The following is a 26,790-nucleotide window of genomic DNA, read 5'->3' as shown; positions in this document are numbered from 1 at the left end:
TGGCTGGCTGAAGGAGAACCGTCGCATCGTGACGCGCTTCGACAAGCTCGCAACAAGTTTTGCGGCGATGGTCTCATTGGCCTGCGCTATGCGGTGCTTGCGACAATACTTTACGTACAGAGCCTAGTGCTGGTTACGACAGAATTATCTACTCCATTGCTAGCCAGTATCTGTGGAGGCATGGTTGGCGCTATCGCAAGCTTTATTGGAAATAGGGCGCTCTGCTTTGTGTCAGATGGCTCTCGTAAGTTTCAGCCTGTCAGGTTTGCACTGGTCGCGTTAGCCACAAACTTCGGCAATGGCGTGGGTATGTGGTTCCTCATCAAGTCGAATCTGTCACCGCTCATCTCCCAACTTGTAGTGACCTTAAGCCTCACTGCACTTGGATTCATTGCACATCGTTTTTGGACATTCAATCATGCAGACATTACATCGCTTTCCCGAGCGCCCTGATCCCTTGTTAACCATCGTCGTCCCTTGCTTCCAGGAAGAGGAAACCATCCCCGAGTTCCACCAGCGGATCACCCGCGTCGTGAAGCGCTTACCCGTCTCCTGCGAAATCCTCTATATCGACGATGGCAGTAACGACCGAACGGCCGACATTCTTCGCCACTATCAGGATGGGTCATCTGTACGTTGTCTGTCCCTGAGTCGCAACTTCGGCAAAGAGGCTGCACTCAGCGCCGGGATAGACCATGCCCGTGGCAGTGCGCTGATCTTCATCGATGTCGACCTGCAGGACCCACCAGAGCTCATCTCGGCCATGGTGGACCACTGGCAACGCGGTTACGACGTGGTGAACATGCAACGCAACCTGAGAGTCGGTGATTCGTGGTTTAAGCGCATGAGTGCCCGGGCTTACTACTGGGTCATGCAGCGCCTGGTGGAGAAGGTGGACATGCCGGCCGATGTCAGCGATTTCCGATTGATTGGGCCTGCGCCGCTGGCAGCCCTGCGGGCCCTGGATGAACGCTCCAGGATTCTCAAAGGCATGATCGGCTGGGTAGGCTTTCGTACCATCGAACTGCCCTACAATCGCACTGTTCGCCATGCCGGGAGCACCAAATGGAATGCAGCTGGCCTGTTCAATCTGGCCATCGAGAGCATCGTCAGCTTCTCTCGCAAACCACTGCGCATTTTCAGCCTCATCAGTTTCGGTCTTTTCGTCTCCAGCATCTGCTACATGCTTGCGTCGCTTGTGGCAGGCAGTTTCGACATCCATCACCTGATCGTCGGAATGGCTTCATTCATGTGCGTCGGTGTCGCCATGGTGGGGGAGTACCTGGGCGTGACACTCGCGGAAGTGAAGCGCCGGCCTCTCTATTTCCTGAAGCACAGCAGCAAGGCGGATCCCGTGTCACTCCACCCTTCGATGGCCTCGATCGAGGGTAAGAAATGCTGAGCCTGAAAAACGAGCGGACGCTGTGGTGGATCCTGGGTTCGATTTTGCTCTTGCGTTTGGTGGGGCTGGGCATCTATCCACTGATGGACACATCGGAGGCTCGCTACGCTGAAATGGCTCGCAAGATGGTCGAGTTGAATGACTGGATCACGCCCATGTTCGACTACGGGGTACCGTTCTGGGGCAAGCCACCGTTGTCCTTCTGGACCCAGGCCGCAAGCATGACGGTCTTCGGCGTTAACGAGTTCGCTGCGCGTTTCCCGGCGTGGCTGCTGCACCTGGCAAGCTGTTTCATCATCATCAAACTCGGCACGCAGCAGATTTCCCGTAACGCCGGCATCTGGGCCGCCATTATCTTTTCCAGCACCACCCTTGGCCTAGTCTCCAGCGGTGTCGTGCTGACCGACCCTGTTTTGTCGTTCTCGATTCTGCTGGCCAGCTACGGTTTCTGGCGTTGGATGAAGTGCGCCAGCAAGGCGGATGCCTACCTGATGTTCGCAGGTCTCGGGCTGGGCTTGCTTGCCAAAGGCCCTCTGACCCTAGTGCTTATGGGGGCGCCGGCATTCGCCTGGTTCGTTATCTACAAGGAATGGGGACGGGTACTGAGGCTTCCCTGGATCAGCGGCCTTGTACTCATGTTCGGTATATCCGTGCCTTGGTATGTCGCGGCCGAGATGAAAACGCCCGGCTTCATGGAGTACTTCTTCGTTGGTGAGCACTGGAGCCGCTACGTCGTCAGTAACTGGGCGGGCGACCTATACGGCAGTGCTCATGCCAAGCCATATGGCACCATCTGGATCCAGCTCGGACTGTCGCTACTGCCGTGGGCCTTTTTCTTACCATTACTGATCCGCAAGCGTGAATCAATGCAGCGCTTCGAGGCTTACCTCTGGCTGTGGGCCTTGGCGACACCGGTCTTCTTCACATTTGCAGGCAACATTCTGTGGACCTACCTGCTACCTGCGCTGCCAGCCTGGGCATTGCTGCTATCCGGACGGATCAGCGATGTTGGCCCGAAGACTACATGGGCTGCCGCGGCGAGTGCATTGGTGTTACCAATCATCGGTGCGGGCATCATCTACGCCGGGGTACTTGAGGAGCGACCTCAGAATCAGCGAGATGTGGTTCAAGCCTGGCTCAATGTGCAGTCTGCTCATTCCGCTCCCCTGATCTATCCTGGCCGCCGCTCATACTCGTCGGAGTTTTACAGCAGCGGAAAGTCCGAGAACATCAAGGATCCTGCCAAGTGGCCGCAGGATGGCTCGTTCTATCTGTCCAGGCGCTTGCGAGACAGCAAGGATGGTCTGCCCGCTGATCTAGCATGTACAGCGATCACCGAAGCGAACGCCAGCCAGCTCATGCTGTGCCATTGGAAACGTACCGTACAAGGTGCCGAGGGTCTGGCTGGAGAAAGCAATGCGGAAACGCCTCGCAAGAACGAAGGCTAAATTCCAAGCACAAAAAAGCCAGGTTTTATCCTGGCTTTTTTGTCGATTTCTTTCGTCATTTGAAGTCCTATTTAACCGCCGATTAATTGTCGGCTTGTTCCTTACCATCCTTGCTTTCTTTCTTTTGCTCTTGAGCGACTTGTTGTTTGTTCTGGTCCGAAGAGTCATCGCTCCATAGGCGAGCCTGTTCGGTTCGGAAGTTTTCATTGAACTGTTTCGCTCGCTCGAAGCCACCTTCAGCGTAAGCGGTACCCATGAGACCCAGCAGCAGGCTGCCAATAGCGATAGATTTGACAAATTTCATTGTGAACCTCGGTTCATACTAGGCCTGCCTGATTAGCGGCCTTTGTTGGTTTGTAGTTTAGGAACGCGAAGCTAACGACAAGGTGAGTCAATAATTACAATTCCGTAATTTTGGCGGCAGGCAGGATGCGTTAAATCCTCAAATCTGGAAGGATCATGTCTATCTCGGCACTGTCGAGGGCGACTAAGAATTTTCTCTTAAATTACAATTTTGATATCTAGCGCGTTAATTCAGCGCGGCGTTGTTGGCCGCCCTAGGAGATAGCCATGAATGACATAGAGCCCTGGGCAGTTGCTATCGGTGACTTTCGCCGCTGCACTGAAAAACTCACTGTCCAGCTCGATGAGCTGACCTCGCAGACGCGGACCTCCAGCGCTGTTCTGGAGAGGTCGAACGAACTGGTGGAGCAGGTGGACGCTGTCGGCCGGCAGATTCAGGAGGAGGTGCGAAAGGCGGAGAAGGCTTGGTCGAACGCGGAGGAGGTTGCCTTGCGCGCCGCTGCATCAGCGTATTCAGCTGCATGCCGCGGAGTCGACACCGCCATCCAGCCACTGATCTCGGAGCTTACAGCAGCGACAAAGGCGGCGGACGCCTCTATCCAGGAGCTCAAGCGGGCACCGGTGCTGGCCAAGCGTTATGTGATGGTGGTCGCCACGTCGTTCTTCATTCTGGCGCTGATCTGTGTCTACTCGACCATGCGCCTGATCGATGCCGCCGGCAGCGTAAGTGCTCAAGAGAAAGTGAATGCTCAGTACTTCTCACACCTGTGGAAGAACGCCAATCCTGACGAGCAGAAGATCATCAAGTCGGTGATTCTGCGGTCGCCTATGGACCCTGTGGTCCTCCGGCACTGATGCATTGAGCAAACAAAAAGGCCCGTCGATGGACGGGCCTAATCATGTCTGCGCGGTTTAAGCGGCGGTCATTGCTGGCTGCAGTTGCTGGGCTGCGGGAAAGTGAAGGTGGAACCAGGTGAAGTTTTCTTCGGTCACCTCCACGCTCGCCGACCCTTGGTGCAGGCTCATGATCGACTGCACAATGGCCAAGCCAAGACCGGTACCGCCTTCGCTCCGTGCTCGGCTCTTGTCCACACGGTAGAACCGCTCAAATAAGTGCGCATGGTGTTCCTTGGCAATACCGCGGCCGGGGTTGCCGACACTCAAGGTCGTACCGCTCGCACTATGCTGCACCTTCACGTAGACCGTGCGGCCGCGAGGGCAGTAGCGGATCGCGTTCGACACGAGGTTTGAGACGGCCCGTTGAACCATCAGGCGGTTCCCGCGTACCACATCATCACTCCCAGAAATCTGCAGCTGGATCTCGCCTTCCTCTGCCGAAATGCTGAAGAGGTCGCATACGCGCTGAACCTCGTCGACCAGGGACACCGGTTCGAACTCCACCATGGACGCAGGGTGACTGACCTGGGCCAAGAACAGCATGTCGGAAACCATGCGGCTCATGCGGTCCAACTCTTCTGTGCACGACTCTAGAACCTCCCGGTACTCGGAAAGCGATCTTTCTCTGGTCAAGGCAACCTGGGCCTTGCCCATCAGGTTGGAAAGCGGTGCTCGAAGTTCGTGGGCAAGGTCGTCAGAGAACTGCGAGAGCTGCTGAACGCCATCATCCAGGCGAGCCAGCATGATGTTGATGCCGTCGGCGAGCTTCTTGAGTTCTGCCGGCATCCCATCAGTCGGAAGACGATGGTCGAGGCTCTCCGTTGAGATCTTTGACGCCACCTTGAGGAATTTGGTCAGCGGCAGCAGGCCTCTGCGCACGGTCCACCAGCCAATGGCCAAGATCAGTGCGAGGATGACGGGGGACATCATCAAGGCCCAAGTCAGCAACGCATCAAGCAGTGCCTCACTGGATGACTGGTCCATGGTCATATAGACGCTGACCTCTGTTCCATCGCCCAAGCGCATGATCCGAGAAGCACTCAGCAGAGGACGGTCCTGCGTATCACGCCATTCATGCTCTTTAGGCTGGGCCGCCGGCTGAAACTTGTGCACCTCCAGATTGACCTGTTTCGAGCCAATCGAGAGCAGAGGAGTCTGATTCTGTGAGGTATCGAATATGCTCACATACAGGTTGTTGTGGCCCATGACCAAATCGACAAGCTGATGTGCATCTGCGTTGACGCCGGAGATATCCGGGATGGTGGACAGGTTGTGAGCCATCCCCGCCATCTTTACTTCCAGGTCCGCTCGGGCATTTCTTTCCAGAGCCTTACCTACCATCAGATAGCCAAAGGTGGCGAACAGAAGCAGCAACGCTGCGCTCATCAACCCAACTTTTAACCCCAGCTTTGCAGCCAGGCTGAATGGCCTCATGCGCGTTCCTCAAAAACGTACCCAACGCCACGAAGCGTGTGAATGAGCTTGGTTTCAAACGGGTCATCGATCTTCGAGCGCAAGCGCCGGATGGCTACATCGATGACATTGGTGTCGCAATCGAAATTCATATCCCAGACCAACGAGATGATCTGAGAGCGAGTCAGCGCTTCGCCCGTTCGGCTCATGAGCAGGTGCAGAAGCGCAAATTCCTTGGTGGTGAGATCGATGCGTGTGCCACCGCGGAAGACGCGATGGCGGACGGAGTCGAGTTCCAGATCGGCAATTTTCAGCGAGCTCTTCTCGACTAACTCATCACCACGGCGTTGCAGCGAACGGATGCGAGCAAGCAGCTCAGGGAATTCGAATGGCTTCACAAGGTAGTCATCCGCGCCGCCGTCCAAGCCCTTGAGCTTGTCATTGATGCGTCCGCGGGCGGTCAGCATGATGATGCGGACCCGGCTGGTCTTACGGATGGTTTCCAGCAGGTCCCAGCCGTCGATACCCGGGAGGTTCACGTCCAGGAGGACCAACGAATAGACATTAGTGTTGAACAAGTGCAGAGCATCTACACCGTTGTGCACGATATCTACGACATACCCGCTTTCGGATAGGCCCTGCTGAAGATATTCGGCAGTTTTAATTTCGTCTTCCACAACTAGAACGCGCATAACTTATCTCAAGGTGTGAGGAAGGAGTTGGCCTAATCCGCCAAGATTATGGTTGCAGGCTGTTCGAAAGTTTGGCTGAGGGTATGGCATGTGGTAGTCGCTACCTCTGTCCATACGCCGGGTCACCTGAGGACGCTTGAATCTTAACGCGAAGAAGCTGGCCGCGGCGAAATCCTACAAATTTGTAATGTAGCCGCAAGATTTCTGACAGTCATGCAGGCTCCACCCCTAAGCATAGCGGATTCTGGGGCCTGCGGCGGTGTATGACAGATTCGCCTGGCAGGTGGAATCGGCCAGGACAGGCAGCATTTCGGTCGTTAGCTTGCAAGGACTGGTACTGGCCTTGGATCGAGGGCGCCACGCAGGCAGACCCCATGCACGGCCGCAAACCGCAGCGCCTTTCTGCAAATTAGTTCACGTGGCGGCTCGATATTCTCTCGAATAATTATCTTACAATCTATTACATGTCCAAATTGTAATTGCACGATCATCTTGGTGTTAGCCTCCTTTGCTAGTTTAAGGGCAGCGGAAGAGGCATCGCTGCTTTGGAAATTGTCTCATTTCAAAGCAGCTTGGCAAGAGCACCGAGCAGTTGTTCGCGCCAGTGCATTCACCTGTAAACCATACGCTCCTTTGGTAGGTGAATTTTAGCGCCCCCCTACGGGCGCTTTTTTATTAAGGGACTTCTTATGAACACTACTGTATCAGCGATCGCCGTGTTTATGCTCTTTACATCACTAACAGCCAATGCCCAAAGCGGTATGGAGATCAATAAACACATCGAGCGTACTGCTAGAGAGGCTACAGCGGATTATGCTCAACGCGTAAAAAAGCCCATGCCTCAACTAGAAGACTACGCCTATGGCATGGACCTGGACGTTGGTAAGTTGGTGTATGTATCACCCAATGTGCGGTACTGCGGTAATGTAAGAAGCATGATGACCTACGAAGACTCGAAAGGCGAACTGCACATGGTTCGCTACCTGGTGAAGGGCGAGTGTGTTAATAGCCGTTAAGACTCATCAAGATGATCCCTGCGGCCACCGGATCATAGAAGCTCAATGCCGAACCGGCGCAGCAGTATGGCGAAGCCTCCGAAGCTGGCCATTGTGATGAGGATGCTGCTGATCAGTGTCGGCCAAAAGCCGAGCTTAGGTAGCAGCAATGGAAAAGCAATAAACATCGGCAGGGTCGGAAGCACGTACCAGAACGTGTACCAAGCATGGTTGGAGATCTTCTCCATGCTCTGGTTCTCTAAATAGAGCCAGACCAACGTCACGACCGTGACCAAGGGTAGGGCGGCGACCAAGCCGCCCAGCTTGTCGCTGCGTTTCGCCAGCTCTGACACGAGAATCACTATACCGGCAGTGAGTAGGTACTTCGTGATGATCCAGGCCATCGCTGAGCCTTCTGGAGGTTGTTGACGAGGGCAGGCGAAGCCATTCACCAACCCCCTTGAAGCGCTCCTGCCGTTTACGGCATCCCTCACCGCATTTTTTTTGCAACATCACCCTCAGCCAGGAGGGTGATGTGTTTGCATGGTGTTTACCGATCGGTCAGTGCGAGGGTGAGGGAACGCTCTCGTGGAAAGCTGCCCGCTCGATCTGGATGGTGCAGTGATGGATTTCGAATGCATCGCTGACAGCATCCACGACGGCCGCCAACACAGCATCCCCATCTGCAGAATCCCGAACCACTACGTGCGACGTCATCACGTTACTGCCACTGCTGACAGCCCACACGTGCAAGTCATGAACGTCCGTCACGCCATCTACTCCGAGGATGGTGGCCTCGATTGCCGTAACGTCGAGCCCCCTCGGGACACCCTCCATGAGGATCCCCAGGCTTTCGCGAAGCAACTGCCACGTCCGCGGCAGAACCCAAAGGCCGATCGCCACAGCGACAATCGTGTCGACCCAGGTCCAGCCGGTGAAGCGGATGATAAGTGCCGCGATGATTACGCCAAGCGAGCCGAGCATGTCGCTCCAAACTTCGAGGTAGGCTCCTTTGACGTTGAGGCTTTCGTTGCTCGCAGATGCCAGAAGGCGCATCGAAATTAGGTTGATGATCAGGCCGGCGATTGCGATCCACATCATCGCTCCGGTAGCGATCTCCGCCGGCATGAAGAAGCGCTGGTAGGCCTCATACAAGATGTACATCGCCACCAGGAAGAGCAGCACGGCGTTGAACGTCGAAGCCAGAATTTCCAGGCGCGCATAGCCGAAGGTTCTTTTCTGATCCGCCGGCCGCTTGGCTATCTGAAGTGCAATCAGTGAGATCGCCAAGGCGGCAGTATCTGTGAACATGTGAGATGCGTCCGACAGCAGCGCCAGGCTGCCGGTAATCCACGCACCGATCACTTCTGCAATCATGAAGCTGCCAGTCAAGCCGAGCGCCATGATTAGCTTCTTCTGATGCCCCTCGCGTACTGCAGCGCTGCCATGGTCATGATTTGAACCCACGTATTTCTCCTTGCGCAGGGTTGTGGTCTCGTTGGCCTTCCTGTCTACCTAGCCTTAGAGCGTCGCTTGGCCACACTGACTGCAAAATCTTGCTCCTGCACTCAGCAGCGAGCCGCAGGCGGTGCAACCACTCGATAGCGGTGTTCCGCAGTTTAGACAAAAGCGTGCTGACGGATCGTTGGCCGTCCGGCACTGCCTGCAGCCCTGCAGATCTTTGATGGGGGCAGGAGTGGGAGGGCGCCCGCCGTCATACACCTGATTACCGCCGTCGCAGCCCTGCTGCCGGCCATGGCGATCATATTGCTCGGCCCCATGTCCCCCGCTGTGGTGCTTGCCTCCACCGTGGTTTCCACGGCCATGGTGCCCGCCCAGGATGTTTTTGAAAAAGCTCATGGTATTCGCCCCTCATTGATGGGTGACATATTAACGAGCAAAAGTTGAAAATTATGTTCTGCTCGCGAGAAAGACTTGTAAGTTGAATTGAAAGTTCAAAATTAGCCTACGACAAAACGAAACCGTTTTGTTTGTGAAATTAAATTTATCTAGCTGAGCGGAGCATTGCTTTTGGTGGGTAGTATTCCCCTAATTTTGATCATAGCGTGATCAATGACAATCAAAACAGCAGTAATTGGATTTCTGTCAGCATTGTAATCCCGAGGTCATCGTGTCGTTATCAGGTCCCGGAAATAATGCGCTCAGCGAGATTCATTTCTCTTTTTATCCCTATGCCTCACACATACTAAGCGTCCCCAACGCCTAGGGGCCTAAGGCCTCTGACGCTCCGCACATTGCGCAATCGCTCAGCATCTGTCGACGGTTTGCCTTGTAGCTCCCGCTAACTCCATAGCTACCGCCATGGATAAGCAGCTTCCAGAGTTTGATAATGACACCTTCCAAATCCATTGTTCACACCCTGTTAAGCAAATGGATCTTTGCTATTCGCAATGCGCGGCAGAAAGGCATCAGTACTAATTTGCTAATCGGCCTGGTGACTTTTTGGTTACTGCTATTCGCGAACGCTGAGCTCTGGAACGTGCTCTGGAAGCTGGTATTCAAAACCGATGAAGTGAACTGGCAGCTAGCGGCTAGCCTCCCAGTCATAGTATTCGCATGGGTGTTTACCGTTCTGAGCTTGCTGTCATGGGGGCGGCTGGCCAAACCCATACTGTGCCTGGTACTGATCAGCGCGTCTTTTGCGAGTTACTTCATGAATGCCTACGGCATCGTGATCGATTACACAATGTTCACCAACGTTGTGGAGACCGACGTCGCTGAGGCAACCGAGCTGCTGAATTGGAAGCTCGGTCTTTGGGTCGCAATGGTTGGGGTGTTGCCCGTCTACCTGATTGCCCGGGTTCCCCTCCGGCGCAAGCCTTGGGCCAAAGCTTTGGTCAGCAGGTTCATTGCTCTGTCGCTCGCTCTGTTGACCTTATCTGGCATCGCGTTGAGTCAGTACCAGTCGTATGCCTCCTTGCTGCGCAACAATCGGGAGATCCGGCTGATTCTGGTACCTACCAACTTGTTTGCGGCTGGCCATGGGTACCTGAAGCGTCAGCTGGCCTCACCTAAAACGCTGACGGCCATTGGTACTGATGCGGTAGTTAATCGACAGGGTGCGGCTCGTAAACCCAGGCTGCTGGTACTGGCAGTAGGAGAGACCGCTCGCTCCGCCAACTTCTCCCTCAACGGCTACTCCCGTGAAACGAATCCGGAACTAGAAAAGCGAAATGTCATTAGCTTCACGAACGTGAGCTCCTGCGGTACCGCTACCGCGGTCTCGCTGCCATGCATGTTCCTGGACGTGGGTAAGGCCCAGTACAAAGATGGCTTGGCCAAGAGCCGAGAAGGGCTGCTCGACGTGCTTCAACGCGCTGGCATCAGTGTCATGTGGACTGACAACAACTCGGGGTGCAAAGGGGTCTGCGACAGGGTTCCCAACCACAAGGCTGCCTCTCACGCGGATTCCCAACTGTGCACCAGCGAGGAGTGTAAGGACGGGGTGCTGCTCACGGAGATGCAAGACTTCATCAAGCGCCAGGAAGGCGATGCTGTCCTGGTGCTCCACTACAAAGGCAGTCACGGCCCGGCCTACTACAAGCGCTACCCCTCGCAATTCAAGAAATTCGCACCGGTGTGCGAGACCAACGAGCTCGACAAATGTAAGCAGGAGGAGGTGGTCAATGCCTACGACAACTCAATCCTCTACACCGATTATGTGACTGCAAATCTCATCGATATCCTGGCGGCCAACACCAAGTTCGACACTGCGCTGATGTACGTTTCGGACCACGGCGAATCGCTGGGGGAGGGTGGGCTCTATCTACACGGGCTGCCTTACGCGATGGCTCCTGACGAGCAAACAAAGGTGCCGTTGGTACTTTGGATGTCTGACTCGCTCGCGAAGAGCGAAAAGGTCAACGTGGGTTGTTTGAAAGCTCAAACCACGTCACCGCTGAGCCACGACAACCTGTTCCACACCGTGCTCGGCATGATGAACGTCCAGACGTCTTCGTATCGCTCAGCGCTGGATTTCACTGCCCCTTGTAAGCCCTTTGTCGGAGGCTCTTATTCTGGCCTCTGAATGTTCGATGTGGACCGGATCATCGGCCAGGCGGTTCTGCACCAGCCTGCTTTGACAGCTGAGAGAAGCTGGACTAATTACATAGCTGCATTCAACAACCCAAGCGGAAAAGGAAGTTTTGCATGAGCATCAAGCCAGGCCCAAAGCGCACCAATGAAGATGGCACTCCGGACAAAAGGCAGCGAGTCACCCCTGAAAAGCAGAAGGACCATCCGGACCTGAAACCCCACAAGCACAAAAAGGGGGAGTAAGAAAAAAGCAGCTCTCGGGAGCTGCTTTTTTTTTGGGGCTGTGTGCAAACCCTCCCGACCGTCTCGCTGATCAATCGGACCGCGTCGTGAGTCTTCCGCTTGGCTTGATGGATTCTGAAGCTACCTCCGGATCGGTTATCCCTTCAGTGCGGACGACGAGACTGATATCCCAGAGCGTTGAGCTGATACTCGCTGACAGCCCGAAATTGTGATTCTGCGATTTGACGCAGGCGCTCAACCTCTTCGGCAGATGAGCCAGAAGCCTGCGCCTCGTGGTATTGCTTCATCGCATCCACTGCGTCGGTATACATGGGGTGGTCGGGGAGAAGAGCTGGCATCTTTTTCGTCATGTAGCGGCAGGTCCTCACTGGATAGTCGACGGTGGTTTACCTGCTTTGAGGAGCTGAAAATCAATGACCGCCTGATAGAGCGAATCTGCCAATGGGTGAAGACGCTGTACCTCAAGGTCTGGCAATCCAGCAGCCTCCGCTTCGTGGGCCTGTCGGATAGCTTCAAGCGCTTGCCTCATCAGTGGCTCACCAGCCTCGACCATTCCAATGAATGTGCGCTTCACAACATTTTGCTCCATTCAGCTGAAGATGAATTATAGGACACCGCGGCGTGGCAAGGCCCCGAGCAGCATAGGTGTTCGACGCCCGACTGAACGAATCAATGAGGAGCGCGCTGGCCTGGGGAGTGGCCAGGGCGCGTGTCGTAGCTACGTTGTAAACCACTTTTTTTCACTGTAAACCACTGTGGTTACAGTGAAAAAAAGTGGTTTACAACAGGCCTCCTCAGGCCTGAGTCAGCTCCAGCAGATCGCCCAGTTCCTCCCGGGCCATCTTCACTCTATCCATTCTGCGATAAGGATGATCAACCGGCATCCGGATAAGGGATTCGAACCAAGCCGAATCGAATTTGATGACTTCCTTGTGAATGTGCTCAAGCTCACCTCCGCGAGGCTGTGACACTACAAACTCCATGCTTTCAACCAAGCCGGACGCTTCACTGTCTTTGACGATTCGATGGCGGATGAAACTCATTTTGAGATCAAAATATGCCGCCTTCGAACCAGGCACCTTCTTCGATTCCAGCCGACCAGTGCTGCTGATTTCCGCCCCTGGCACCTCAGCGGCAATAGCTTTCACCAGCTCAGCATTTCCAATGACCTTCTGGCCAAACAGGCGGGTGGCGTCCGACATGTAAGCAAAGATCCATGGCACATTGCGAAGCGTCGCGCCGGTATAGAGGTAGCCACGCTCTCCCTTGTAACGCTGCAGCATGCCTCTCAACGCGTTCTCGGAAAGGACCAGTTGGGTCTCTTTCTCCAGGATGTAAACCACGCGATCGAACTGTTCGATCAATAGCTTGAGAATCTTCCGTGGGACGCCGTCAAACCTGGTTTTTCGTTCTGTTTTCTTGTGCTGGCGAGGCTGGAAGTACGGGCAATCGTTACGGGCCTCACTATCAAATGGAGCGATGCCGCGAATGCTCTTAGTAGCATGTTTCCCGAATGGGTTCTTCACGTTAGGCGGTAGCTCATACAGCCCAACCAGCTGGACAGGGTTGTCGCATGCCGGGCATACAGCAAACTGAGCTAGCTTGCCGGCACTTCCAGGCTGGTACCATGGATCTCTGCGGAAGGTCTCGGCCTCGAAACCTTCCTTGTCGATGATCTTGCTTTCTGTGTCTTCGATGCGGACCTTATAGACATCCATCTTTGCTGAAACCGTATCAATAGAGGGTCTCTGGATGGTAACGAGCGAGGATAGGCAGCAGTAGGCCTAACTGACCCTTTTGGTGTGTTGATGCTGACCTCGGATTGACCCAGGTACCGACGCAAGACTGCCCTATCTCCAAAACTGCAAAAGTCGAGCACAGACAATGATTCACGAGGAGTCAGACTGGGTCAGTAAAATCTCGGCAGCTGGGTCAACTCAGCGTCGGCGCCAACACTCTGGTGTCATAAAGTCTATAAAACTCTGCCTCCGTCATTTTAACGGGCTCCCCAAGCTCATCTACCCAAAGCAACTGACGATTCTTGAGTCGTTTTACAAGTGTTAACTTGGCACCGTTAAATATCACCACTAATTTCAGCTTAAGCGAAAAAGTTTCCATGACGGTGACCTCCTTGGAGATAGATTGGAGCACAAGGTGCTATAGGCTTTTCGAGGTTCACCCCGACGTAACCTAGTCCAAGCAGATGCCATGCTTTTTCACAACCTAACAACTCACAGAGTTCCTTAATCGTGCCGGGTTGATAGGTCTTTAAAAGCGCAACAGAACTTTCCGGGTCGCAATCAATGAGCATCATGCTCCGCCGGTAATACATCAAATCACGGAGATTGTTAGAGAACGGCTCAGCCAAGAGATATTCGTCACTAACAACTGTGAACACCCGATTGGTCTGCTTGAAGTGGTCTTCAATAGCCTCCATGCGCGAGCTGGTATGCCGGGTTAGGAGCCTTGCAGCGGGCTTAACCTCGAACCACTGCTCCGTTCCGTCGTGCAGCACTGCCCGGACGTCAGGGTAGTAGATGGCGCTGTACCCACCCATTTCGAAGGTTTCTTTGCTCGGCTGAACTTCGTATCGAAACACCTGAGGCGACAGCTCAAGAAGACTCAAAAAATACCCCTCAAGCTGGGATTCCCAAGGAATGGATTTGCCATTTTTCAGTGAGGGGAAAAAGCCCCGGAAGTGGCAGGATCTGCGGGTTACAACATTTCTTACGGCCATGACATTTCTCCAGGTCGAACGAGTCCTTGACGCAGAAAAATGCATGCGCCAGCGGACTCATGGAGGCTATTCAACAGGCAACACTGTGCCCTCGAGACGCCTCGATAAGGTCGAAAAATTGGGGAGAGTTGACATGCGCCGAAAAAAGGCAGAAATTACGAGCACCACACAAGTAATTCCTGCTTCATCTAGGCGCGGTCATCCTCCCAAGGTTGATCGCGTTTTTACATTCTGGCTTCCTCTTTCTGCATTTAGAATCCTTATACGCTAGCTCTGGCGCACATTACGTCAAACAATAAATTAGCCCCACCTCATGCATTCATAGCTAATTTTTGACTAACGATATTAAGCCAGGCGTTGACTACTGACAATTCCTTTATAGCTATATGAGCAAATAAAGCTGGATCTTATAGTTCCGTGTTATATGTGAAAAACTTCTATAAAATTTCATTTATATCGAGTTAGCGAATAACGTTTTCAATAAGGCTATTTCTCTAAATTTATTATAAAAATATGCATCCTTTATAACACTGAATCGCTTATCCAAAATTCTTCAAACAAGAGACACAAAAAAGCCAACGCTACATAGCGTTGGCTTTTTTGTGTTGCACAGTTCAACTATTTGTAAGAATTCTCATTTATTTTGAGAACCTACATCCGCATTAGAAGTCCAGGTTGGACACCGCCAATGCGTTGCTCTCGATGAACTCACGACGCGGTTCAACTGCGTCGCCCATCAAGGTATTGAAGATCTGGTCAGCGCCGATCGCGTCTTCAATGGTGACCTTCAGCATGCGGCGCACGCTTGGGTCCATGGTGGTTTCCCAGAGCTGATCCGGGTTCATTTCACCCAGACCTTTGTAGCGCTGAATGGTGTGACGCTTGGTGCTTTCAGCCATCAACCAGTCCAGTGCTTCCTTGAACTCGGTGACTTGCTTGCGGCGTTCGCCACGCTGGATGTAGGCGCCTTCATCCAGCAGGGTGCTCAACTGCGCGCCCAGGGTCACAACGGTTTTGTAGTCGTTGCTGCCGAAGAAATCACGGTTGAAGGTGATGAACGTCGAGTGGCCGTGGGAGATCAGTTCGACTTCCGGCAACCAGACGTTGCGCTCCGTGTCTTCACGCAGGCTGGCTTTGTACACCAGACCCGATTTCTCGACCAGACGCAGACGCTCTTCGAACTTGGCCATCCACGCCTGCATGGCAGCGTGGTCACCCAATTGCTCAAGGGTCACGGCCGGCAGGTAGATGAAGTGCTCGGTCAGCTCCTGAGGGTACAGGCGCGACAGACGCTTAAGGGTTTTCATCACCATGCGGAAGTCGTACACCAGACGCTCCAGTGCCTCGCCGGAGATGCCCGGGGCGTCTTCGTTCAAGTGCAGGCTGGCGTCTTCAAGGGCCGACTGCGTCATGTACTCTTCCATGGCGTCGTCGTCTTTGATGTATTGCTCTTGCTTGCCCTTTTTCACTTTGTACAACGGCGGCTGAGCGATGTAGATGTAGCCACGTTCGATCAGCTCCGGCAACTGACGGAAGAAGAAGGTCAGCAGCAGGGTACGGATGTGCGAACCGTCGACGTCAGCATCGGTCATGATGATGATGTTGTGATAGCGCAGTTTGTCGATGTTGTACTCTTCGCGGCCAATCCCGCAGCCCAGCGCCGTGATCAAGGTGCCGACTTCTTGCGAAGAAATCATCTTGTCGAAGCGAGCTTTCTCAACGTTGAGGATTTTACCTTTCAACGGCAGGATCGCTTGAGTGCGGCGGTTACGTCCCTGCTTGGCGGAGCCGCCAGCAGAGTCACCTTCCACCAGGTACAGTTCGGACAACGCCGGGTCTTTTTCCTGGCAGTCAGCCAGCTTGCCCGGCAAACCTGCGATATCCAGCGCGCCTTTACGGCGCGTCATCTCACGGGCTTTACGCGCTGCTTCACGGGCACGGGCGGCGTCGATCATTTTGCCGACAACCAGCTTGGCTTCGTTCGGGTTTTCCAGCAGGAAGTCCGAGAAGTACTTGCCCATTTCCTGTTCAACAGCGGTCTTCACTTCGGAAGAGACCAGCTTGTCTTTGGTCTGGGAGCTGAACTTCGGGTCAGGCACTTTTACCGAAATAATCGCGGTCAAACCTTCACGGGCGTCATCGCCGGTGGTGGCTACCTTGTGCTTCTTGGCCAGGCCTTCAGCTTCGATGTACGTGTTCAAGTTACGCGTCAGGGCAGAGCGGAAGCCCACCAAGTGCGTACCGCCATCGCGCTGCGGAATGTTGTTGGTAAAGCACAACAGGTTTTCGTTGAAGCTGTCGTTCCACTGCAGAGCAATTTCTACACCGATGCCGTCTTCACGCTGAACGCTGAAGTGGAACACCTGGTTAACGGGTGTCTTGTTGGTGTTCAGGTAGTCAACGAATGCACGCAGACCGCCTTCGTATTTGAACAGCTCTTCCTTGCCGCTGCGCTCATCCTTCAGGACGATGCCAACACCGGAGTTGAGGAAGGACAGCTCACGAATACGCTTGGCCAGGATGTCCCAGCTGAAGTGAATGTTCTTGAAGGTTTCTGCCGACGGCTTGAAGTGGATCTGGGTACCGGTGGTTTCGCTCTCACCGACGATGGCCATCGGCGCCTGAGGCACACCGTGAACGTAGGTCTGTTCCCAGATTTTGCCGCTGCGACGTACGGTCAGCACCAGAATTTCGGACAGGGCGTTAACCACCGATACACCTACACCGTGCAGACCGCCGGAGACTTTATAGGAGTTGTCGTCGAACTTACCGCCAGCGTGCAGCACCGTCATGATGACTTCAGCTGCGGAAACGCCTTCTTCTTTGTGCACATCGACCGGAATGCCACGACCGTTGTCGCGCACGGTGATGGATTCATCCGGGTGGATGGTGATGGTGATGTCGTCGCAATGGCCAGCCAGCGCTTCGTCGATGGAGTTATCGACCACCTCGAACACCATGTGGTGCAGACCGCTGCCATCGTCGGTGTCACCAATGTACATACCGGGACGTTTGCGTACGGCATCCAGGCCTTTCAGCACTTTAATGCTCGTTGAGTCGTACGTATTTTCTTCGCTCAATGCCTTCACTCCCGATGGTCGTGGGTCTGGGTGATACAGCCCTGTTCCACGTGGAACAGTGCAACTGGCGTTTCCGTCTGCCAGCCTTCCCTCAATAATTCGTGATCTACACAGGTGATAAACACCTGGCAGCGTAAGTCTTCCAACAAGCGACACAGTGCGTGGCGATGTTGCTCGTCGAGTTCAGACGGCAAATCGTCCACCAGATAAATACATTGGCCGCGCCGTGCCTGACTGACCAAATGCCCCTGAGCAATTCGCAAAGCGCAGACCACTAACTTTTGCTGCCCGCGCGAGAGGATTTCTGCGGCGTTGTGGCCGCCCAGCTTCAGGCGTAAATCAGCACGTTGCGGTCCCGCCTGGGTATGACCCATTTGCTGATCGCGGTGGACGGATGCGGCGAGCACTGCGCTCAGCTCACGGTCTTTGTCCCACCCACGGTAATAACTCAGCGTTAACCCTTCGAGCTCCAACAACTCGCTCAGGGTCTGCTCAAAGACTGGTTTCAAGGCTTTGATATAGGCGCGTCGGTATTCATCGATTTCAGCACTGGCCAGACACAGTTCCCGGTCCCAGGCCGCTTGTGAAACGGCGTCGAGTGTACCATGCCGCAGCCATGAGTTCCGCTGCCGCAGGGCCTTCTGTAGCCGCTGCCAGGTCGACATGAAGCGCGGTTCGACGTGGAACACTCCCCAATCCAGAAACTGCCTACGGATCTTCGGGGCGCCTTCCAGTAGACGGAAGCTGTCCGGGTTAATTAATTGCAGCGGTAATATCTCGGCCAATTGCGCCGCACTGCGCGCATTCTGGCCATCGATACGGATTTGAAACTCCCCCTGCCGGTCGCGTGAGATGCCCAGCGCACTGTGGCCACCTTCAGCCAACTCAACCTGGCCGAAGACGGTGCAGGTCTGTTGTTCATGCTGAATAACGGGGTTGAGGCGCACGCTACGGAACGAACGGGCCAGCCCCAGCAAGTGGATAGCTTCCAGCACGCTGGTTTTACCGCTGCCGTTGTCGCCGTACAGGATATTGATGCGGGGGGAAGGGGAGAACGTCACCGGGTGCAAGTTACGCACCGCGGTGACTGTGACACGACTGAGGGACATCTAGTGCAGGCTGTGCATAAGTTACAGACGCATCGGCATGACAACGTAGGCCGAATCGTCGTTGTCCGATTCTTGCACCAACGCACTGCTGTTGGAGTCCGACAGGATCAGACGCACTTGCTCAGTGGTCATGACGCCCAGCACGTCCAGCAGATAGCTCACGTTGAAGCCGATCTCCAGCGAGCCGCCGTTGTAGTCAACGCCCACTTCTTCTTCCGCTTCTTCCTGTTCCGGGTTATTGGCCTGGATTTTCAGTTGGCCATTGGCCAGTTGCAGACGAATACCGCGGTATTTCTCGTTGGACAGAATCGCAGTGCGGCTGAACGCTTCACGCAAGGCCTGACGATCACCGATAACGGTTTTGTCGCCGCCTTTAGGCAGCACGCGCTCGTAGTCCGGGAACTTACCGTCCACCAGTTTGGAGGTGAAGGTGAATTCACCGGTTGTTGCGCGAATGTGGTGAGCCCCCAGCACGATGCTGACTTCACCGTCCGGTTCCGTCAGCAGGCGGGCCAGCTCCAGGATGCCCTTGCGCGGCACGATAACCTGATGGCGATCCGGCTGGCCGATATCGGCTTTCATCGAACACATGGCCAGACGGTGTCCATCGGTGGCTACGGCACGGATGATCCCGGCCGACACTTCGAGCAACATACCGTTGAGGTAGTAGCGTACGTCTTGTTGCGCCATGGCGAAGCTGGTGCGCTCGATCAAACGACGCAGCTTGCTCTGTTGCAGGTTACAGGTCAGCGAACCTGGGCCTTCTTCAACCGTCGGGAAGTCATTGGCAGGCAGGGTCGACAGCGTGAAGCGGCTACGTCCGGCCTTGACCACCAGCTTCTGGTCATCAAGCTTGATGTCGATCAGCGCATCGTTGGGCAAACTTTTGCAGATATCCATCAGCTTGCGCGCAGGTACGGTGATTTCGCCGGGCTCAGCCGGCTCTTCCAGTTGCACGCGACCCACCAGCTCGACTTCCAGGTCAGTACCGGTCAGCGACAGTTGCTGGCCTTCGACAACCAACAGCACGTTGGACAATACCGGCAAGGTCTGGCGGCGTTCAACGACGCCCGCGACCAGTTGCAGGGGTTTCAACAGGGCTTCGCGTTGAATGGTGAAATGCATGGTCTAGTCCCTTGCCTTAATAAGCTGCGCTGGTGTCATCAGGTGGTCAGTGTACGCAGCAGGTTCTTGTAGTCCTCGCGGATGTCCGCGTCGGATTCCTTGAGTTCGTTGATTTTGCGGCACGCATGCAAGACCGTCGTATGGTCGCGGCCACCAAACACGTCACCGATTTCCGGCAAGCTGTGGTTGGTCAGCTCTTTGGACAACGCCATTGCGACCTGACGTGGACGCGCCACCGAGCGCGAACGGCGCTTGGACAGCAAATCCGAGATCTTGATCTTGTAGTACTCCGCGACAGTGCGCTGGATGTTATCCACAGAGACCAGCTTGTCTTGCAGCGCCAGCAAGTCTTTAAGGGATTCGCGAATCAGCTCGATGGTGATGTCGCGGCCCATAAAGTGCGAGTGAGCAATCACCCGCTTGAGTGCGCCTTCAAGCTCACGCACGTTGGAGCGAATGCGTTGTGCAATAAAGAAGGCAGCATCGTGGGGCAAATCGACTTTGGCCTGATCGGCCTTCTTCATCAGGATCGCCACACGTGTTTCCAGTTCCGGCGGCTCGACGGCCACTGTCAGGCCCCAGCCGAAACGTGATTTAAGGCGTTCTTCCAGGCCTTCGATTTCTTTCGGGTAACGGTCGCTGGTCAGAATCACTTGCTGACCGCCTTCAAGCAGGGCGTTGAAGGTATGGAAGAACTCTTCCTGAGACCGCTCCTTGCGCGCAAAGAACTGAATGTCATCGATGAGCAACGCATCCACCGAGCGGTAGAAGCGCTTGAACTCATTGATCGCGTTGAGCTGCAGGGCTTTGACCATGTCCGCTACAAAACGCTCGGAATGCAGGTACACCACCTTGGCATTCGGGTTCTTCTTGAGCAGGTGGTTGCCCACGGCATGCATCAAGTGAGTCTTACCCAGACCTACACCGCCGTATAGAAACAGCGGGTTGTAACCGTGCTTGGGGTTGTCCGCCACTTGCCACGCCGCAGCGCGGGCCAGTTGGTTGGATTTACCCTCGACAAAGTTTTCAAAGGTGAACGTGCGGTTCAGGTAACTGGTGTGCTTGAGCGCACCTTCGACTTGAACGGTACGTTGCTCGGCGCGAACCGGCGCTTGTTGCGAACTGGCGCCAGCCATTGGATCGAAGCTGTCGCGCGACGGCTCTTCACTCGTCTGCGTTGCAGGCTTGGGCGCAGGCGCAGGTGTTGCAGCGGCCTGAGAAGGAGCACTTGGGGCTACGGAGGGGGCGGGGGCCTGTTGCGAGGCAGCAGCCGCCAACGGCGCATTCGGTGCAGCGCGAGGCGCCGAGCTGCGCTTGCTGCCTATTAATAAGGACAACGCAGGCGCCATGCCGTTGCTGTGCTCATTCAACAGCTCAAGCAGACGGCTCAGGTACTTCTCGTTCACCCAGTCGAGCACAAAACGGTTGGGTGCATACACGCGCAACTCGTCGCCTTCGGCTTCGACCTGTAGTGGACGGATCCAGGTGTTGAATTGCTGGGCAGGCAGTTCTTCGCGCAAAAGCTCTACGCACTGCTGCCAAAGTTCCACTGACACGGATATCCCCTAAGTTGAAAGCCGGTGAGGCAAAAACAGGCGCCATTGTAGCGACCACGCGTTCACTTATCCACATGTAGGTTGCCTGTCTATAAGGAAGGATTCGGTTTTTATCCCTGAATAAAGCGACAAATGGTAGGTGCATAAGGTCTGTGGATAAGCGGGCCTAAGCCCGTTGCACAAGTGGGGGTGAAACGTTGTGCATAAGTCGCCTGTGGATAAAGAGCCCTTTCATGCACAGCTTTTCCGACGGTGCGGCACAGGCAGAGCACGGCTTGTGGACAACCTTTTGAATCGCTGAAAGCCCTTTCCCATATGGCCTACAGCGTTTTATCCACAGATATCTGGCTCTGTAAGAGTAGTTAGTTCTTTAAAAGAGCTTTAAATAAAACGTTTTTTAATTTCTATAGCTACGCCGTGAGAGCGCTGTGTAAAAAAGCCCACATCTATTTACCAGGAAAGGTTGGTTGGAAATTGACCTATTGGCTTGCATTCTCTAGAATCGCCGGTCTCTTAAAACGGGGGCCATTCCGGCCCGTTGTGGACGAACCAGGTAGCACGACATGAAACGTACTTTCCAACCAAGCACTATCAAACGCGCCCGCACTCACGGTTTCCGTGCACGCATGGCTACTAAAAACGGCCGTGCCGTCCTGTCGCGTCGCCGCGCCAAAGGCCGTGCGCGTCTGGCAGTTTGATAATCAGACAATGGTGGTGAGTCAGGACTTCAGTCGGGAAAAGCGGTTACTCACTCCCCGGCATTTCAAGGCAGTCTTTGACTCCCCCACCGGCAAGGTACCGGGGAAAAATCTCCTGCTCCTTGCGCGCAGTAACGGTCTCGATCACCCCCGCTTGGGGTTAGTGATCGGTAAAAAGAGCGTAAAGCTCTCCGTTCAGCGCAATCGCCTTAAGCGTTTGATGCGTGAATCGTTTCGTCTCCACCAGGATTCACTGGTCGGTTGGGATATCGTTATCGTCGCGCGCAAAGGTTTGGGTGACGTAGAGAACCCCGAATTGATTCAGCATTTCGGCAAACTCTGGAAGCGCCTGGCGCGTAATTCGCCAGTTCCAGCGGTTAACTCCGAAACTGTAGGGGTAGGCAGTCCTGATGCGTAAACTGGCACTCGTTCCGATCCAGTTTTATCGTTATGCCATTAGTCCTTTGATGGCCAGCCACTGCCGTTTCTACCCCAGTTGTTCCTGCTACGCGTTGGAAGCCATCGAAAATCATGGCGTTCTTCGCGGCGGCTGGCTGACCTTTCGTCGTTTAGGTCGCTGTCACCCGTGGAATCCCGGTGGTTATGACCCGGTTCCACCTATCCCTACCTCCCGTTCTTCTTCGATGGCCGAGTAATCATGGATATTAAACGCACGATCCTGATCGTCGCCCTGGCAGTCGTGTCCTACGTTATGGTTCTCAAATGGAACCAGGACTATGGTCAGGCTGCTCTGCCGACTCAGAATGTTGCCGCCAGCAGTACCACCGCGCCGGCTTTGCCCGACACGGTTCCAGGTAACAACGCTTCCAACAGTGCTGATGTCCCTAGCGCCACGGCTGATACCAGCACGCCGACCGAAACACCGGTTGCTGCTAGCAAAGACTTGATCCACGTAAAAACTGACGTACTGGACATCGCAATTGATCCACAGGGCGGCGACATTGCCCAATTGCGTTTGCCACTGTACCCGCGCCGTCAGGACCACCCGGATGTTCCATTCCAGTTGTTCGATAACGGCAACGAGCGTACCTATCTGGCGCAAAGCGGCCTGACAGGCAAGGATGGCCCGGATGCACGTTCTACCGGTCGCCCGGTTTTCAGCACCGAGAAAAAAACCTATGAGCTGGCCCCAGGCCAGGATCAATTGGTTGTTGATCTCAAATTCAGCGAAAACGGCGTCAACTACATCAAACGTTTCACGCTCAAGCGTGGCCTTTACGATGTACAAGTCACTTATCTGATTGATAACGAGAGCGGCAAGCCGTGGAACGGCAACCTGTTCGCGCAATTGAAACGTGACGCCAGCTCCGATCCTTCGTCCAGCACCGCGACCGGTACTGCTACTTACCTGGGCGCTGCCCTGTGGACAAGTGCAGAACCGTACAAAAAAGTGTCGATGAAAGACATCGACAAGGGTCAGCTTAAAGAGACCGTTGAAGGTGGTTGGGTCGCCTGGCTGCAGCACTACTTTGTAACGGCGTGGATTCCTCAGAAAGGCGATAACAACGTCGTTCAGACCCGCAAAGACAACCAGGGCAACTACATCATCGGTTTCACTGGCCCGACGTTGACCGTTGAACCGGGTAAAACCGCTGAAACCAGCGCTACCCTGTATGCAGGTCCAAAGAGCCAGGGTGTACTCAAAGAGTTATCCCCAGGTCTGGAACTGACAGTCGACTACGGCATCCTGTGGTTCATTGCCCAGCCAATTTTCTGGCTGCTGCAACATATCCACAGCATCGTGGGTAACTGGGGTTGGTCGATCATCTTCCTGACCATGCTGATCAAAGGGATCTTCTTCCCGCTGTCGGCCGCCAGCTACAAGTCGATGGCTCGCATGCGCGCTGTGGCGCCAAAACTGGCCGCTCTGAAAGAGCAGTTCGGTGATGACCGTCAGAAAATGTCGCAAGCAATGATGGAGCTGTACAAGAAAGAGAAGATCAATCCACTGGGCGGCTGCTTGCCGATTCTGGTGCAGATGCCTGTCTTCCTGTCCTTGTACTGGGTACTTCTGGAAAGTGTTGAAATGCGCCAGGCGCCGTTCATGCTCTGGATTACCGACCTGTCGATCAAAGACCCGTTCTTCATTCTGCCGATCATCATGGGTGCAACCATGTTCATCCAGCAGCGTCTGAACCCGACACCTCCGGACCCGATGCAGGCCAAGGTGATGAAGTTGATGCCGATCATCTTCACCTTCTTCTTCCTGTGGTTCCCGGCTGGTCTGGTGCTGTACTGGGTTGTGAACAACTGCCTGTCCATCGCTCAACAGTGGTACATCACGCGTAAAGTTGAAGCGGCTACCAAAAAAGTCGCCGAGTAACTTACTCTGGTAAGCACCACTCAAAACGCCCCCTAGTGGGGCGTTTTGCTATCTGACACTTTTGTTTTCGAGGCCCGTTTTATGAGTGTTCCGGCTGAAACCATTGCCGCTGTGGCAACCGCCCAAGGGCGAGGTGGTGTGGGGATCGTGCGCATTTCCGGTCCACTCGCGAGCAAGGCTGCACAAGCGTTCAGTGCACGCGAGCTCAAACCGCGTTATGCCCATTACGGGCCGTTTTATGGTGAAAACCGCGAAGTGCTGGATGAAGGCATTGCCCTGTACTTCCCGGGGCCCAACTCATTCACAGGCGAAGACGTCCTGGAATTGCAGGGACATGGCGGGCCTGTCGTGCTCGATATGCTCCTGCAACGCTGCATGGAGCTGGGCTGTCGACTGGCCCGTCCGGGGGAATTCAGCGAACGCGCTTTTTTGAATGACAAACTCGACCTGGCCCAGGCCGAAGCCATTGCCGACCTGATCGAGGCGAGTTCTGCACAGGCCGCACGCAATGCACTGCGATCGTTGCAGGGCGCGTTTTCGCAGCGTGTGCATAACTTGACCGAGCAACTCATCAGTCTGCGGATTTACGTTGAGGCCGCGATTGATTTTCCGGAAGAAGAAATCGATTTTCTGGCCGATGGTCATGTCCTTGGCATGCTGGACAAGGTTCGCGACGAGTTATCCACCGTTCAGCGCGAAGCCGGGCAGGGTGCCTTGCTGCGCGACGGGATGACGGTTGTGATTGCGGGGCGGCCAAACGCGGGGAAATCCAGCCTGCTCAATGCCCTCGCAGGGCGTGAGGCGGCCATCGTGACTGAAATTGCCGGCACGACACGCGATGTGTTGCGCGAACATATCCACATTGATGGCATGCCGCTGCACGTGGTGGACACGGCGGGTTTGCGCGATACCGAAGATCACGTTGAGAAAATCGGTGTGCAACGTGCCCTCAAAGCCATTGGTGAAGCCGACCGCGTGTTGCTGGTCGTCGATGCGACGGCTCCGGAAGCCGATGATCCGTTTGCACTGTGGCCAGAGTTTTTGGAACAGCGTCCCGATCCGTCGAAGGTCACGCTGATTCGTAATAAAGCCGACCTGACGGGGGAAGCCATTGCACTGGAAGTCAGCGAAGATGGCCATGTCACCATCAGCCTGAGCGCACGTTCCACTGAAGGTCTGGATTTATTGCGTGAGCATCTGAAAGCCTGCATGGGGTACGAACAAACCTCAGAGAGCAGTTTCAGCGCCCGGCGGCGGCACCTTGAGGCCCTGGGGCATGCCAGTGCTGCGTTGGAGCATGGTCGGGCGCAACTGACCCTGGCTGGCGCCGGGGAACTGCTGGCTGAAGACTTGCGACAGGCCCAACATGCATTGGGAGAGATCACAGGCGCATTCAGTTCAGATGACCTACTGGGCCGGATTTTCTCCAGTTTCTGTATCGGCAAGTGATGCGGATAGCGGCTGTGTCAGTCAACTCACGCAGCCGCCGTTGAACCGACTCAATAAAAGGCATCCTCATGCCTTTTCAACTGCTAGAGTTTTTGCATTCCTACAGAGGTATTAGTCCAATGCGCCATTGATGCCGCCGCGATGTTAGCGGCCAGTTCTTGTTCCCCTCCTGGCAGGGGCCGTTCTGCGCATCTTTGGAGTACATATGACTCACGCCACCTATGTGACGCTTGAAGGCGTTTCGTTACATCTGCCCGATGGCAGACCACTCTTCACGCAACTTGACCTACAGCTGGACCAACCACGCATGGCGCTGGTGGGGCGCAATGGTGTGGGGAAAAGTCTGTTGGCCCGCTTGATCGCCGGGGCCATCTTGCCCACAACCGGGCGCTGCCTGCGAGCAGGCTCTGTGTACTACCTGGGTCAGTACATGACTGAAGAACCTGGTTGCACAGTCGCGGATCTTTTGCGCGTCAAACCAGTGGTCCAAGCGCTGGAACGCATGGAGCAGGGCCATTACTCGCCGCTTGATCTCGACCTCATCGGTGATCAGTGGATGCTGCGTGAACACCTGCTGAATGCGTTGGCCAACGCGCACTTGTCACACCTCACACTGAACACGCCAGTCGCCTCACTGAGTGGCGGCGAAGCCATGCGGGTTGCTCTACTAGGGGCGTTTGCGTCTAAAGCGGATCTGTTGATTCTTGATGAGCCGACCAACCATCTGGATGGCTGTCACCGACAGCTGTTGAGCGAGCAGCTGGATAAATGGCCGAAAGCGGTGCTGGTCATCAGTCATGACCGCGTTTTACTGGAGTCCATGCAGTGCATTATCGAGTTATCGTCGCAGGGGCTAATTCGCTACAGCGGCGGCTATTCGAGTTATGCACAGGCCAAGGATTTACAACAAAAGCGTGCCCAGCAGAGGTTGGAGCGGGCCAAGGTTGAACAAAAACGTGAAGCACAGGCATTACGTGCGCAACGAGAAAATCTCGAACGCAAACAGGCCCGGGGTCAAAAACAGGCCAGTGACTCCAACCAGGCAAACATCCTGTTGGGTCGACAGAAACAAAGAAGCCAGCTAACCCACGGCAAGGTGCTTAAGCAGCAAGACGCAACCCATCAAACGTTGGCCACGCAGGTGAAGGCAGCCGCGTTAGGGGTGGAAGAACCACACAGCATCTTTATCCAGCCTGCCAGAACACGTTCAAATGCTCCTGTGCGCAGTGCCTAATTGATCGAG

General features: G+C 54.8%; 28 protein-coding genes and 1 pseudogene. 14 read left to right on the top strand and 15 right to left on the bottom strand.

Annotated elements, in window-relative coordinates:
- The 4 genes and pseudogenes from TU74_RS24475 to TU74_RS14345 all read left to right on the top strand — a co-directional run.
- Positions 1–127 (top strand): annotated as a pseudogene (locus tag TU74_RS24475) (IS5/IS1182 family transposase); the annotation flags it as partial.
- Positions 76–453, top strand: coding sequence for a GtrA family protein (locus tag TU74_RS23555; RefSeq protein ID WP_338152405.1), 378 nt, complete (start codon positions 76–78; stop codon positions 451–453). The pseudogene TU74_RS24475 and the gene TU74_RS23555, both read left to right, overlap by 52 nt.
- Complete coding sequence (locus TU74_RS14350) at positions 419–1,402, top strand: glycosyltransferase family 2 protein (RefSeq protein WP_003253446.1); 984 nt, start codon at positions 419–421, stop codon at positions 1,400–1,402. The genes TU74_RS23555 and TU74_RS14350 overlap by 35 nt, the downstream gene beginning before the upstream one ends.
- Positions 1,396–2,850: an ArnT family glycosyltransferase gene (locus TU74_RS14345; protein ID WP_003253448.1), complete on the top strand. Its 1,455-nt coding sequence runs from the start codon at positions 1,396–1,398 to the stop codon at positions 2,848–2,850. Before TU74_RS14350 ends, TU74_RS14345 begins: the two co-directional genes overlap by 7 nt.
- An 82-nt stretch (positions 2,851–2,932) precedes the next feature.
- Here the strand turns inward: TU74_RS14345 and TU74_RS14340 are convergent, their stop codons facing one another.
- Positions 2,933–3,154 (bottom strand): hypothetical protein, encoded by a 222-nt coding sequence (locus tag TU74_RS14340; protein ID WP_003253450.1) that lies wholly within the window; start codon positions 3,152–3,154, stop codon positions 2,933–2,935.
- Between the two features lie 266 nt (positions 3,155–3,420).
- On the opposite strand from TU74_RS14340, the gene TU74_RS14335 reads away from it, so the two are divergent.
- Positions 3,421–4,008, top strand: coding sequence for a hypothetical protein (locus TU74_RS14335; RefSeq protein ID WP_003253452.1), 588 nt, complete (start codon positions 3,421–3,423; stop codon positions 4,006–4,008).
- Positions 4,009–4,065: 57 nt separating this feature from the next.
- Here the strand turns inward: TU74_RS14335 and TU74_RS14330 are convergent, their stop codons facing one another.
- A complete protein-coding gene (locus tag TU74_RS14330) occupies positions 4,066–5,484 on the bottom strand; it encodes a heavy metal sensor histidine kinase (RefSeq protein ID WP_009682005.1) in 1,419 nt (472 codons plus the stop codon).
- Positions 5,481–6,155, bottom strand: coding sequence for a heavy metal response regulator transcription factor (locus TU74_RS14325; protein ID WP_003253457.1), 675 nt, complete (start codon positions 6,153–6,155; stop codon positions 5,481–5,483). The genes TU74_RS14330 and TU74_RS14325 overlap by 4 nt, the downstream gene beginning before the upstream one ends.
- 689 nt (positions 6,156–6,844) lie before the next feature.
- Here TU74_RS14325 and TU74_RS14320 point away from each other — a divergent pair.
- Positions 6,845–7,171 (top strand): DUF2790 domain-containing protein, encoded by a 327-nt coding sequence (locus TU74_RS14320; protein WP_010951440.1) that lies wholly within the window; start codon positions 6,845–6,847, stop codon positions 7,169–7,171.
- A gap of 32 nt (positions 7,172–7,203) precedes the next feature.
- On the opposite strand, the gene TU74_RS14315 is transcribed toward TU74_RS14320, so the two are convergent.
- From TU74_RS14315 to TU74_RS23550, 3 genes are all read right to left on the bottom strand, one after another.
- Positions 7,204–7,554 (bottom strand): DUF3147 family protein, encoded by a 351-nt coding sequence (locus TU74_RS14315; protein ID WP_011953105.1) that lies wholly within the window; start codon positions 7,552–7,554, stop codon positions 7,204–7,206.
- A 157-nt stretch (positions 7,555–7,711) separates the two neighbouring features.
- Positions 7,712–8,617 (bottom strand): cation diffusion facilitator family transporter, encoded by a 906-nt coding sequence (locus TU74_RS14310; RefSeq protein ID WP_010951438.1) that lies wholly within the window; start codon positions 8,615–8,617, stop codon positions 7,712–7,714.
- Between the two features lie 54 nt (positions 8,618–8,671).
- Entirely contained in the window at positions 8,672–9,010 is a 339-nt protein-coding gene (locus TU74_RS23550) for a zinc ribbon domain-containing protein (RefSeq protein WP_079732563.1), read from the bottom strand.
- 490 nt (positions 9,011–9,500) lie between these two features.
- Here TU74_RS23550 and TU74_RS14300 point away from each other — a divergent pair, with 490 nt between their 5' ends.
- Both TU74_RS14300 and TU74_RS24930 read left to right on the top strand, forming a co-directional pair.
- Positions 9,501–11,198, top strand: coding sequence for a phosphoethanolamine transferase (locus TU74_RS14300; protein ID WP_003298414.1), 1,698 nt, complete (start codon positions 9,501–9,503; stop codon positions 11,196–11,198).
- Positions 11,199–11,320: 122 nt separating this feature from the next.
- Complete coding sequence (locus TU74_RS24930) at positions 11,321–11,449, top strand: hypothetical protein (protein WP_003253468.1); 129 nt, start codon at positions 11,321–11,323, stop codon at positions 11,447–11,449.
- Positions 11,450–11,592: 143 nt separating this feature from the next.
- Here TU74_RS24930 and TU74_RS14295 read toward each other — a convergent pair whose 3' ends face one another.
- The 9 genes from TU74_RS14295 to dnaA all read right to left on the bottom strand — a co-directional run bounded on the left by TU74_RS14295 (position 11,593) and on the right by dnaA (position 21,056).
- Positions 11,593–11,799: a hypothetical protein gene (locus tag TU74_RS14295; RefSeq protein WP_003298411.1), complete on the bottom strand. Its 207-nt coding sequence runs from the start codon at positions 11,797–11,799 to the stop codon at positions 11,593–11,595.
- A 14-nt stretch (positions 11,800–11,813) separates the two neighbouring features.
- The gene (locus tag TU74_RS14290) at positions 11,814–12,023 is read right to left on the bottom strand and encodes a hypothetical protein (protein WP_003298409.1); all 210 of its coding nucleotides are present in this window, start codon (positions 12,021–12,023) and stop codon (positions 11,814–11,816) included.
- A 220-nt stretch (positions 12,024–12,243) separates the two neighbouring features.
- The gene (locus TU74_RS14285) at positions 12,244–13,167 is read right to left on the bottom strand and encodes a hypothetical protein (protein ID WP_010951435.1); all 924 of its coding nucleotides are present in this window, start codon (positions 13,165–13,167) and stop codon (positions 12,244–12,246) included.
- A gap of 214 nt (positions 13,168–13,381) precedes the next feature.
- Positions 13,382–13,567: a hypothetical protein gene (locus TU74_RS14280; RefSeq protein WP_048376895.1), complete on the bottom strand. Its 186-nt coding sequence runs from the start codon at positions 13,565–13,567 to the stop codon at positions 13,382–13,384.
- Positions 13,548–14,186, bottom strand: a complete 639-nt coding sequence (locus TU74_RS14275) for a hypothetical protein (RefSeq protein WP_047296582.1) — start codon at positions 14,184–14,186, stop codon at positions 13,548–13,550. The genes TU74_RS14280 and TU74_RS14275 overlap by 20 nt, the downstream gene beginning before the upstream one ends.
- A gap of 662 nt (positions 14,187–14,848) precedes the next feature.
- Positions 14,849–17,266, bottom strand: a complete 2,418-nt coding sequence (gene gyrB, locus TU74_RS14270) for a DNA topoisomerase (ATP-hydrolyzing) subunit B (protein WP_048376900.1) — start codon at positions 17,264–17,266, stop codon at positions 14,849–14,851.
- 5 nt (positions 17,267–17,271) lie between these two features.
- Positions 17,272–18,375: a DNA replication/repair protein RecF gene (gene recF, locus TU74_RS14265; protein ID WP_047278983.1), complete on the bottom strand. Its 1,104-nt coding sequence runs from the start codon at positions 18,373–18,375 to the stop codon at positions 17,272–17,274.
- Positions 18,376–18,396: 21 nt separating this feature from the next.
- A complete protein-coding gene (gene dnaN, locus TU74_RS14260; protein WP_047278985.1) occupies positions 18,397–19,500 on the bottom strand; it encodes a DNA polymerase III subunit beta in 1,104 nt (367 codons plus the stop codon).
- Between the two features lie 38 nt (positions 19,501–19,538).
- On the bottom strand, positions 19,539–21,056 hold the full coding sequence (dnaA, locus tag TU74_RS14255; protein WP_047296580.1) for a chromosomal replication initiator protein DnaA: 1,518 nt from the start codon (positions 21,054–21,056) through the stop codon (positions 19,539–19,541).
- A gap of 563 nt (positions 21,057–21,619) precedes the next feature.
- On the opposite strand from dnaA, the gene rpmH reads away from it, so the two are divergent.
- The 6 genes from rpmH to TU74_RS24690 all read left to right on the top strand — a co-directional run bounded on the left by rpmH (position 21,620) and on the right by TU74_RS24690 (position 26,781).
- A complete protein-coding gene (gene rpmH, locus TU74_RS23545) occupies positions 21,620–21,754 on the top strand; it encodes a 50S ribosomal protein L34 (protein WP_003213577.1) in 135 nt (44 codons plus the stop codon).
- Between the two features lie 16 nt (positions 21,755–21,770).
- Positions 21,771–22,172, top strand: coding sequence for a ribonuclease P protein component (gene rnpA / locus TU74_RS14250; RefSeq protein ID WP_202969404.1), 402 nt, complete (start codon positions 21,771–21,773; stop codon positions 22,170–22,172).
- Positions 22,165–22,410, top strand: a complete 246-nt coding sequence (yidD, locus tag TU74_RS23540; RefSeq protein ID WP_048402126.1) for a membrane protein insertion efficiency factor YidD — start codon at positions 22,165–22,167, stop codon at positions 22,408–22,410. The genes rnpA and yidD overlap by 8 nt, the downstream gene beginning before the upstream one ends.
- A 2-nt stretch (positions 22,411–22,412) precedes the next feature.
- On the top strand, positions 22,413–24,098 hold the full coding sequence (yidC, locus tag TU74_RS14245; RefSeq protein WP_047278991.1) for a membrane protein insertase YidC: 1,686 nt from the start codon (positions 22,413–22,415) through the stop codon (positions 24,096–24,098).
- Positions 24,099–24,179: 81 nt separating this feature from the next.
- Positions 24,180–25,547, top strand: a complete 1,368-nt coding sequence (gene mnmE / locus TU74_RS14240; RefSeq protein WP_047296573.1) for a tRNA uridine-5-carboxymethylaminomethyl(34) synthesis GTPase MnmE — start codon at positions 24,180–24,182, stop codon at positions 25,545–25,547.
- Between the two features lie 205 nt (positions 25,548–25,752).
- Positions 25,753–26,781 (top strand): ATP-binding cassette domain-containing protein, encoded by a 1,029-nt coding sequence (locus tag TU74_RS24690; protein ID WP_241485568.1) that lies wholly within the window; start codon positions 25,753–25,755, stop codon positions 26,779–26,781.
- Positions 26,782–26,790 lie beyond the last annotated feature (9 nt).

The organism is Pseudomonas lundensis (assembly GCF_001042985.1).
Taxonomy (GTDB): Bacteria; Pseudomonadota; Gammaproteobacteria; order Pseudomonadales; family Pseudomonadaceae; genus Aquipseudomonas; species Aquipseudomonas lundensis.
The sequence above is the reverse complement of the archived record's forward strand: the minus strand, read 5'-3'. Positions and strand labels throughout refer to the sequence as shown.

What these genes read in the sequence shown, in the direction of transcription:
- TU74_RS14330 (WP_009682005.1), bottom strand. Translation starts at nt 5,484, where the DNA reads ATGAGGCCATTCAGCCTGGCTGCAAAGCTGGGGTTAAAAGTTGGGTTG.
- dnaN (WP_047278985.1), bottom strand. Translation starts at nt 19,500, where the DNA reads ATGCATTTCACCATTCAACGCGAAGCCCTGTTGAAACCCCTGCAACTG.
- TU74_RS23550 (WP_079732563.1), bottom strand. Translation starts at nt 9,010, where the DNA reads ATGAGCTTTTTCAAAAACATCCTGGGCGGGCACCATGGCCGTGGAAAC.
- TU74_RS14275 (WP_047296582.1), bottom strand. Translation starts at nt 14,186, where the DNA reads ATGGCCGTAAGAAATGTTGTAACCCGCAGATCCTGCCACTTCCGGGGC.
- TU74_RS14300 (WP_003298414.1), top strand. Translation starts at nt 9,501, where the DNA reads ATGACACCTTCCAAATCCATTGTTCACACCCTGTTAAGCAAATGGATC.
- yidC (WP_047278991.1), top strand. Translation starts at nt 22,413, where the DNA reads ATGGATATTAAACGCACGATCCTGATCGTCGCCCTGGCAGTCGTGTCC.
- TU74_RS14280 (WP_048376895.1), bottom strand. Translation starts at nt 13,567, where the DNA reads ATGGAAACTTTTTCGCTTAAGCTGAAATTAGTGGTGATATTTAACGGT.
- rpmH (WP_003213577.1), top strand. Translation starts at nt 21,620, where the DNA reads ATGAAACGTACTTTCCAACCAAGCACTATCAAACGCGCCCGCACTCAC.
- TU74_RS14295 (WP_003298411.1), bottom strand. Translation starts at nt 11,799, where the DNA reads ATGACGAAAAAGATGCCAGCTCTTCTCCCCGACCACCCCATGTATACC.
- TU74_RS14320 (WP_010951440.1), top strand. Translation starts at nt 6,845, where the DNA reads ATGAACACTACTGTATCAGCGATCGCCGTGTTTATGCTCTTTACATCA.
- TU74_RS14335 (WP_003253452.1), top strand. Translation starts at nt 3,421, where the DNA reads ATGAATGACATAGAGCCCTGGGCAGTTGCTATCGGTGACTTTCGCCGC.
- TU74_RS24690 (WP_241485568.1), top strand. Translation starts at nt 25,753, where the DNA reads ATGACTCACGCCACCTATGTGACGCTTGAAGGCGTTTCGTTACATCTG.
- TU74_RS14285 (WP_010951435.1), bottom strand. Translation starts at nt 13,167, where the DNA reads ATGGATGTCTATAAGGTCCGCATCGAAGACACAGAAAGCAAGATCATC.
- TU74_RS14315 (WP_011953105.1), bottom strand. Translation starts at nt 7,554, where the DNA reads ATGGCCTGGATCATCACGAAGTACCTACTCACTGCCGGTATAGTGATT.
- TU74_RS24930 (WP_003253468.1), top strand. Translation starts at nt 11,321, where the DNA reads ATGAGCATCAAGCCAGGCCCAAAGCGCACCAATGAAGATGGCACTCCG.
- recF (WP_047278983.1), bottom strand. Translation starts at nt 18,375, where the DNA reads ATGTCCCTCAGTCGTGTCACAGTCACCGCGGTGCGTAACTTGCACCCG.
- yidD (WP_048402126.1), top strand. Translation starts at nt 22,165, where the DNA reads ATGCGTAAACTGGCACTCGTTCCGATCCAGTTTTATCGTTATGCCATT.
- TU74_RS14340 (WP_003253450.1), bottom strand. Translation starts at nt 3,154, where the DNA reads ATGAAATTTGTCAAATCTATCGCTATTGGCAGCCTGCTGCTGGGTCTC.
- TU74_RS14345 (WP_003253448.1), top strand. Translation starts at nt 1,396, where the DNA reads ATGCTGAGCCTGAAAAACGAGCGGACGCTGTGGTGGATCCTGGGTTCG.
- mnmE (WP_047296573.1), top strand. Translation starts at nt 24,180, where the DNA reads ATGAGTGTTCCGGCTGAAACCATTGCCGCTGTGGCAACCGCCCAAGGG.
- TU74_RS14325 (WP_003253457.1), bottom strand. Translation starts at nt 6,155, where the DNA reads ATGCGCGTTCTAGTTGTGGAAGACGAAATTAAAACTGCCGAATATCTT.
- TU74_RS14350 (WP_003253446.1), top strand. Translation starts at nt 419, where the DNA reads ATGCAGACATTACATCGCTTTCCCGAGCGCCCTGATCCCTTGTTAACC.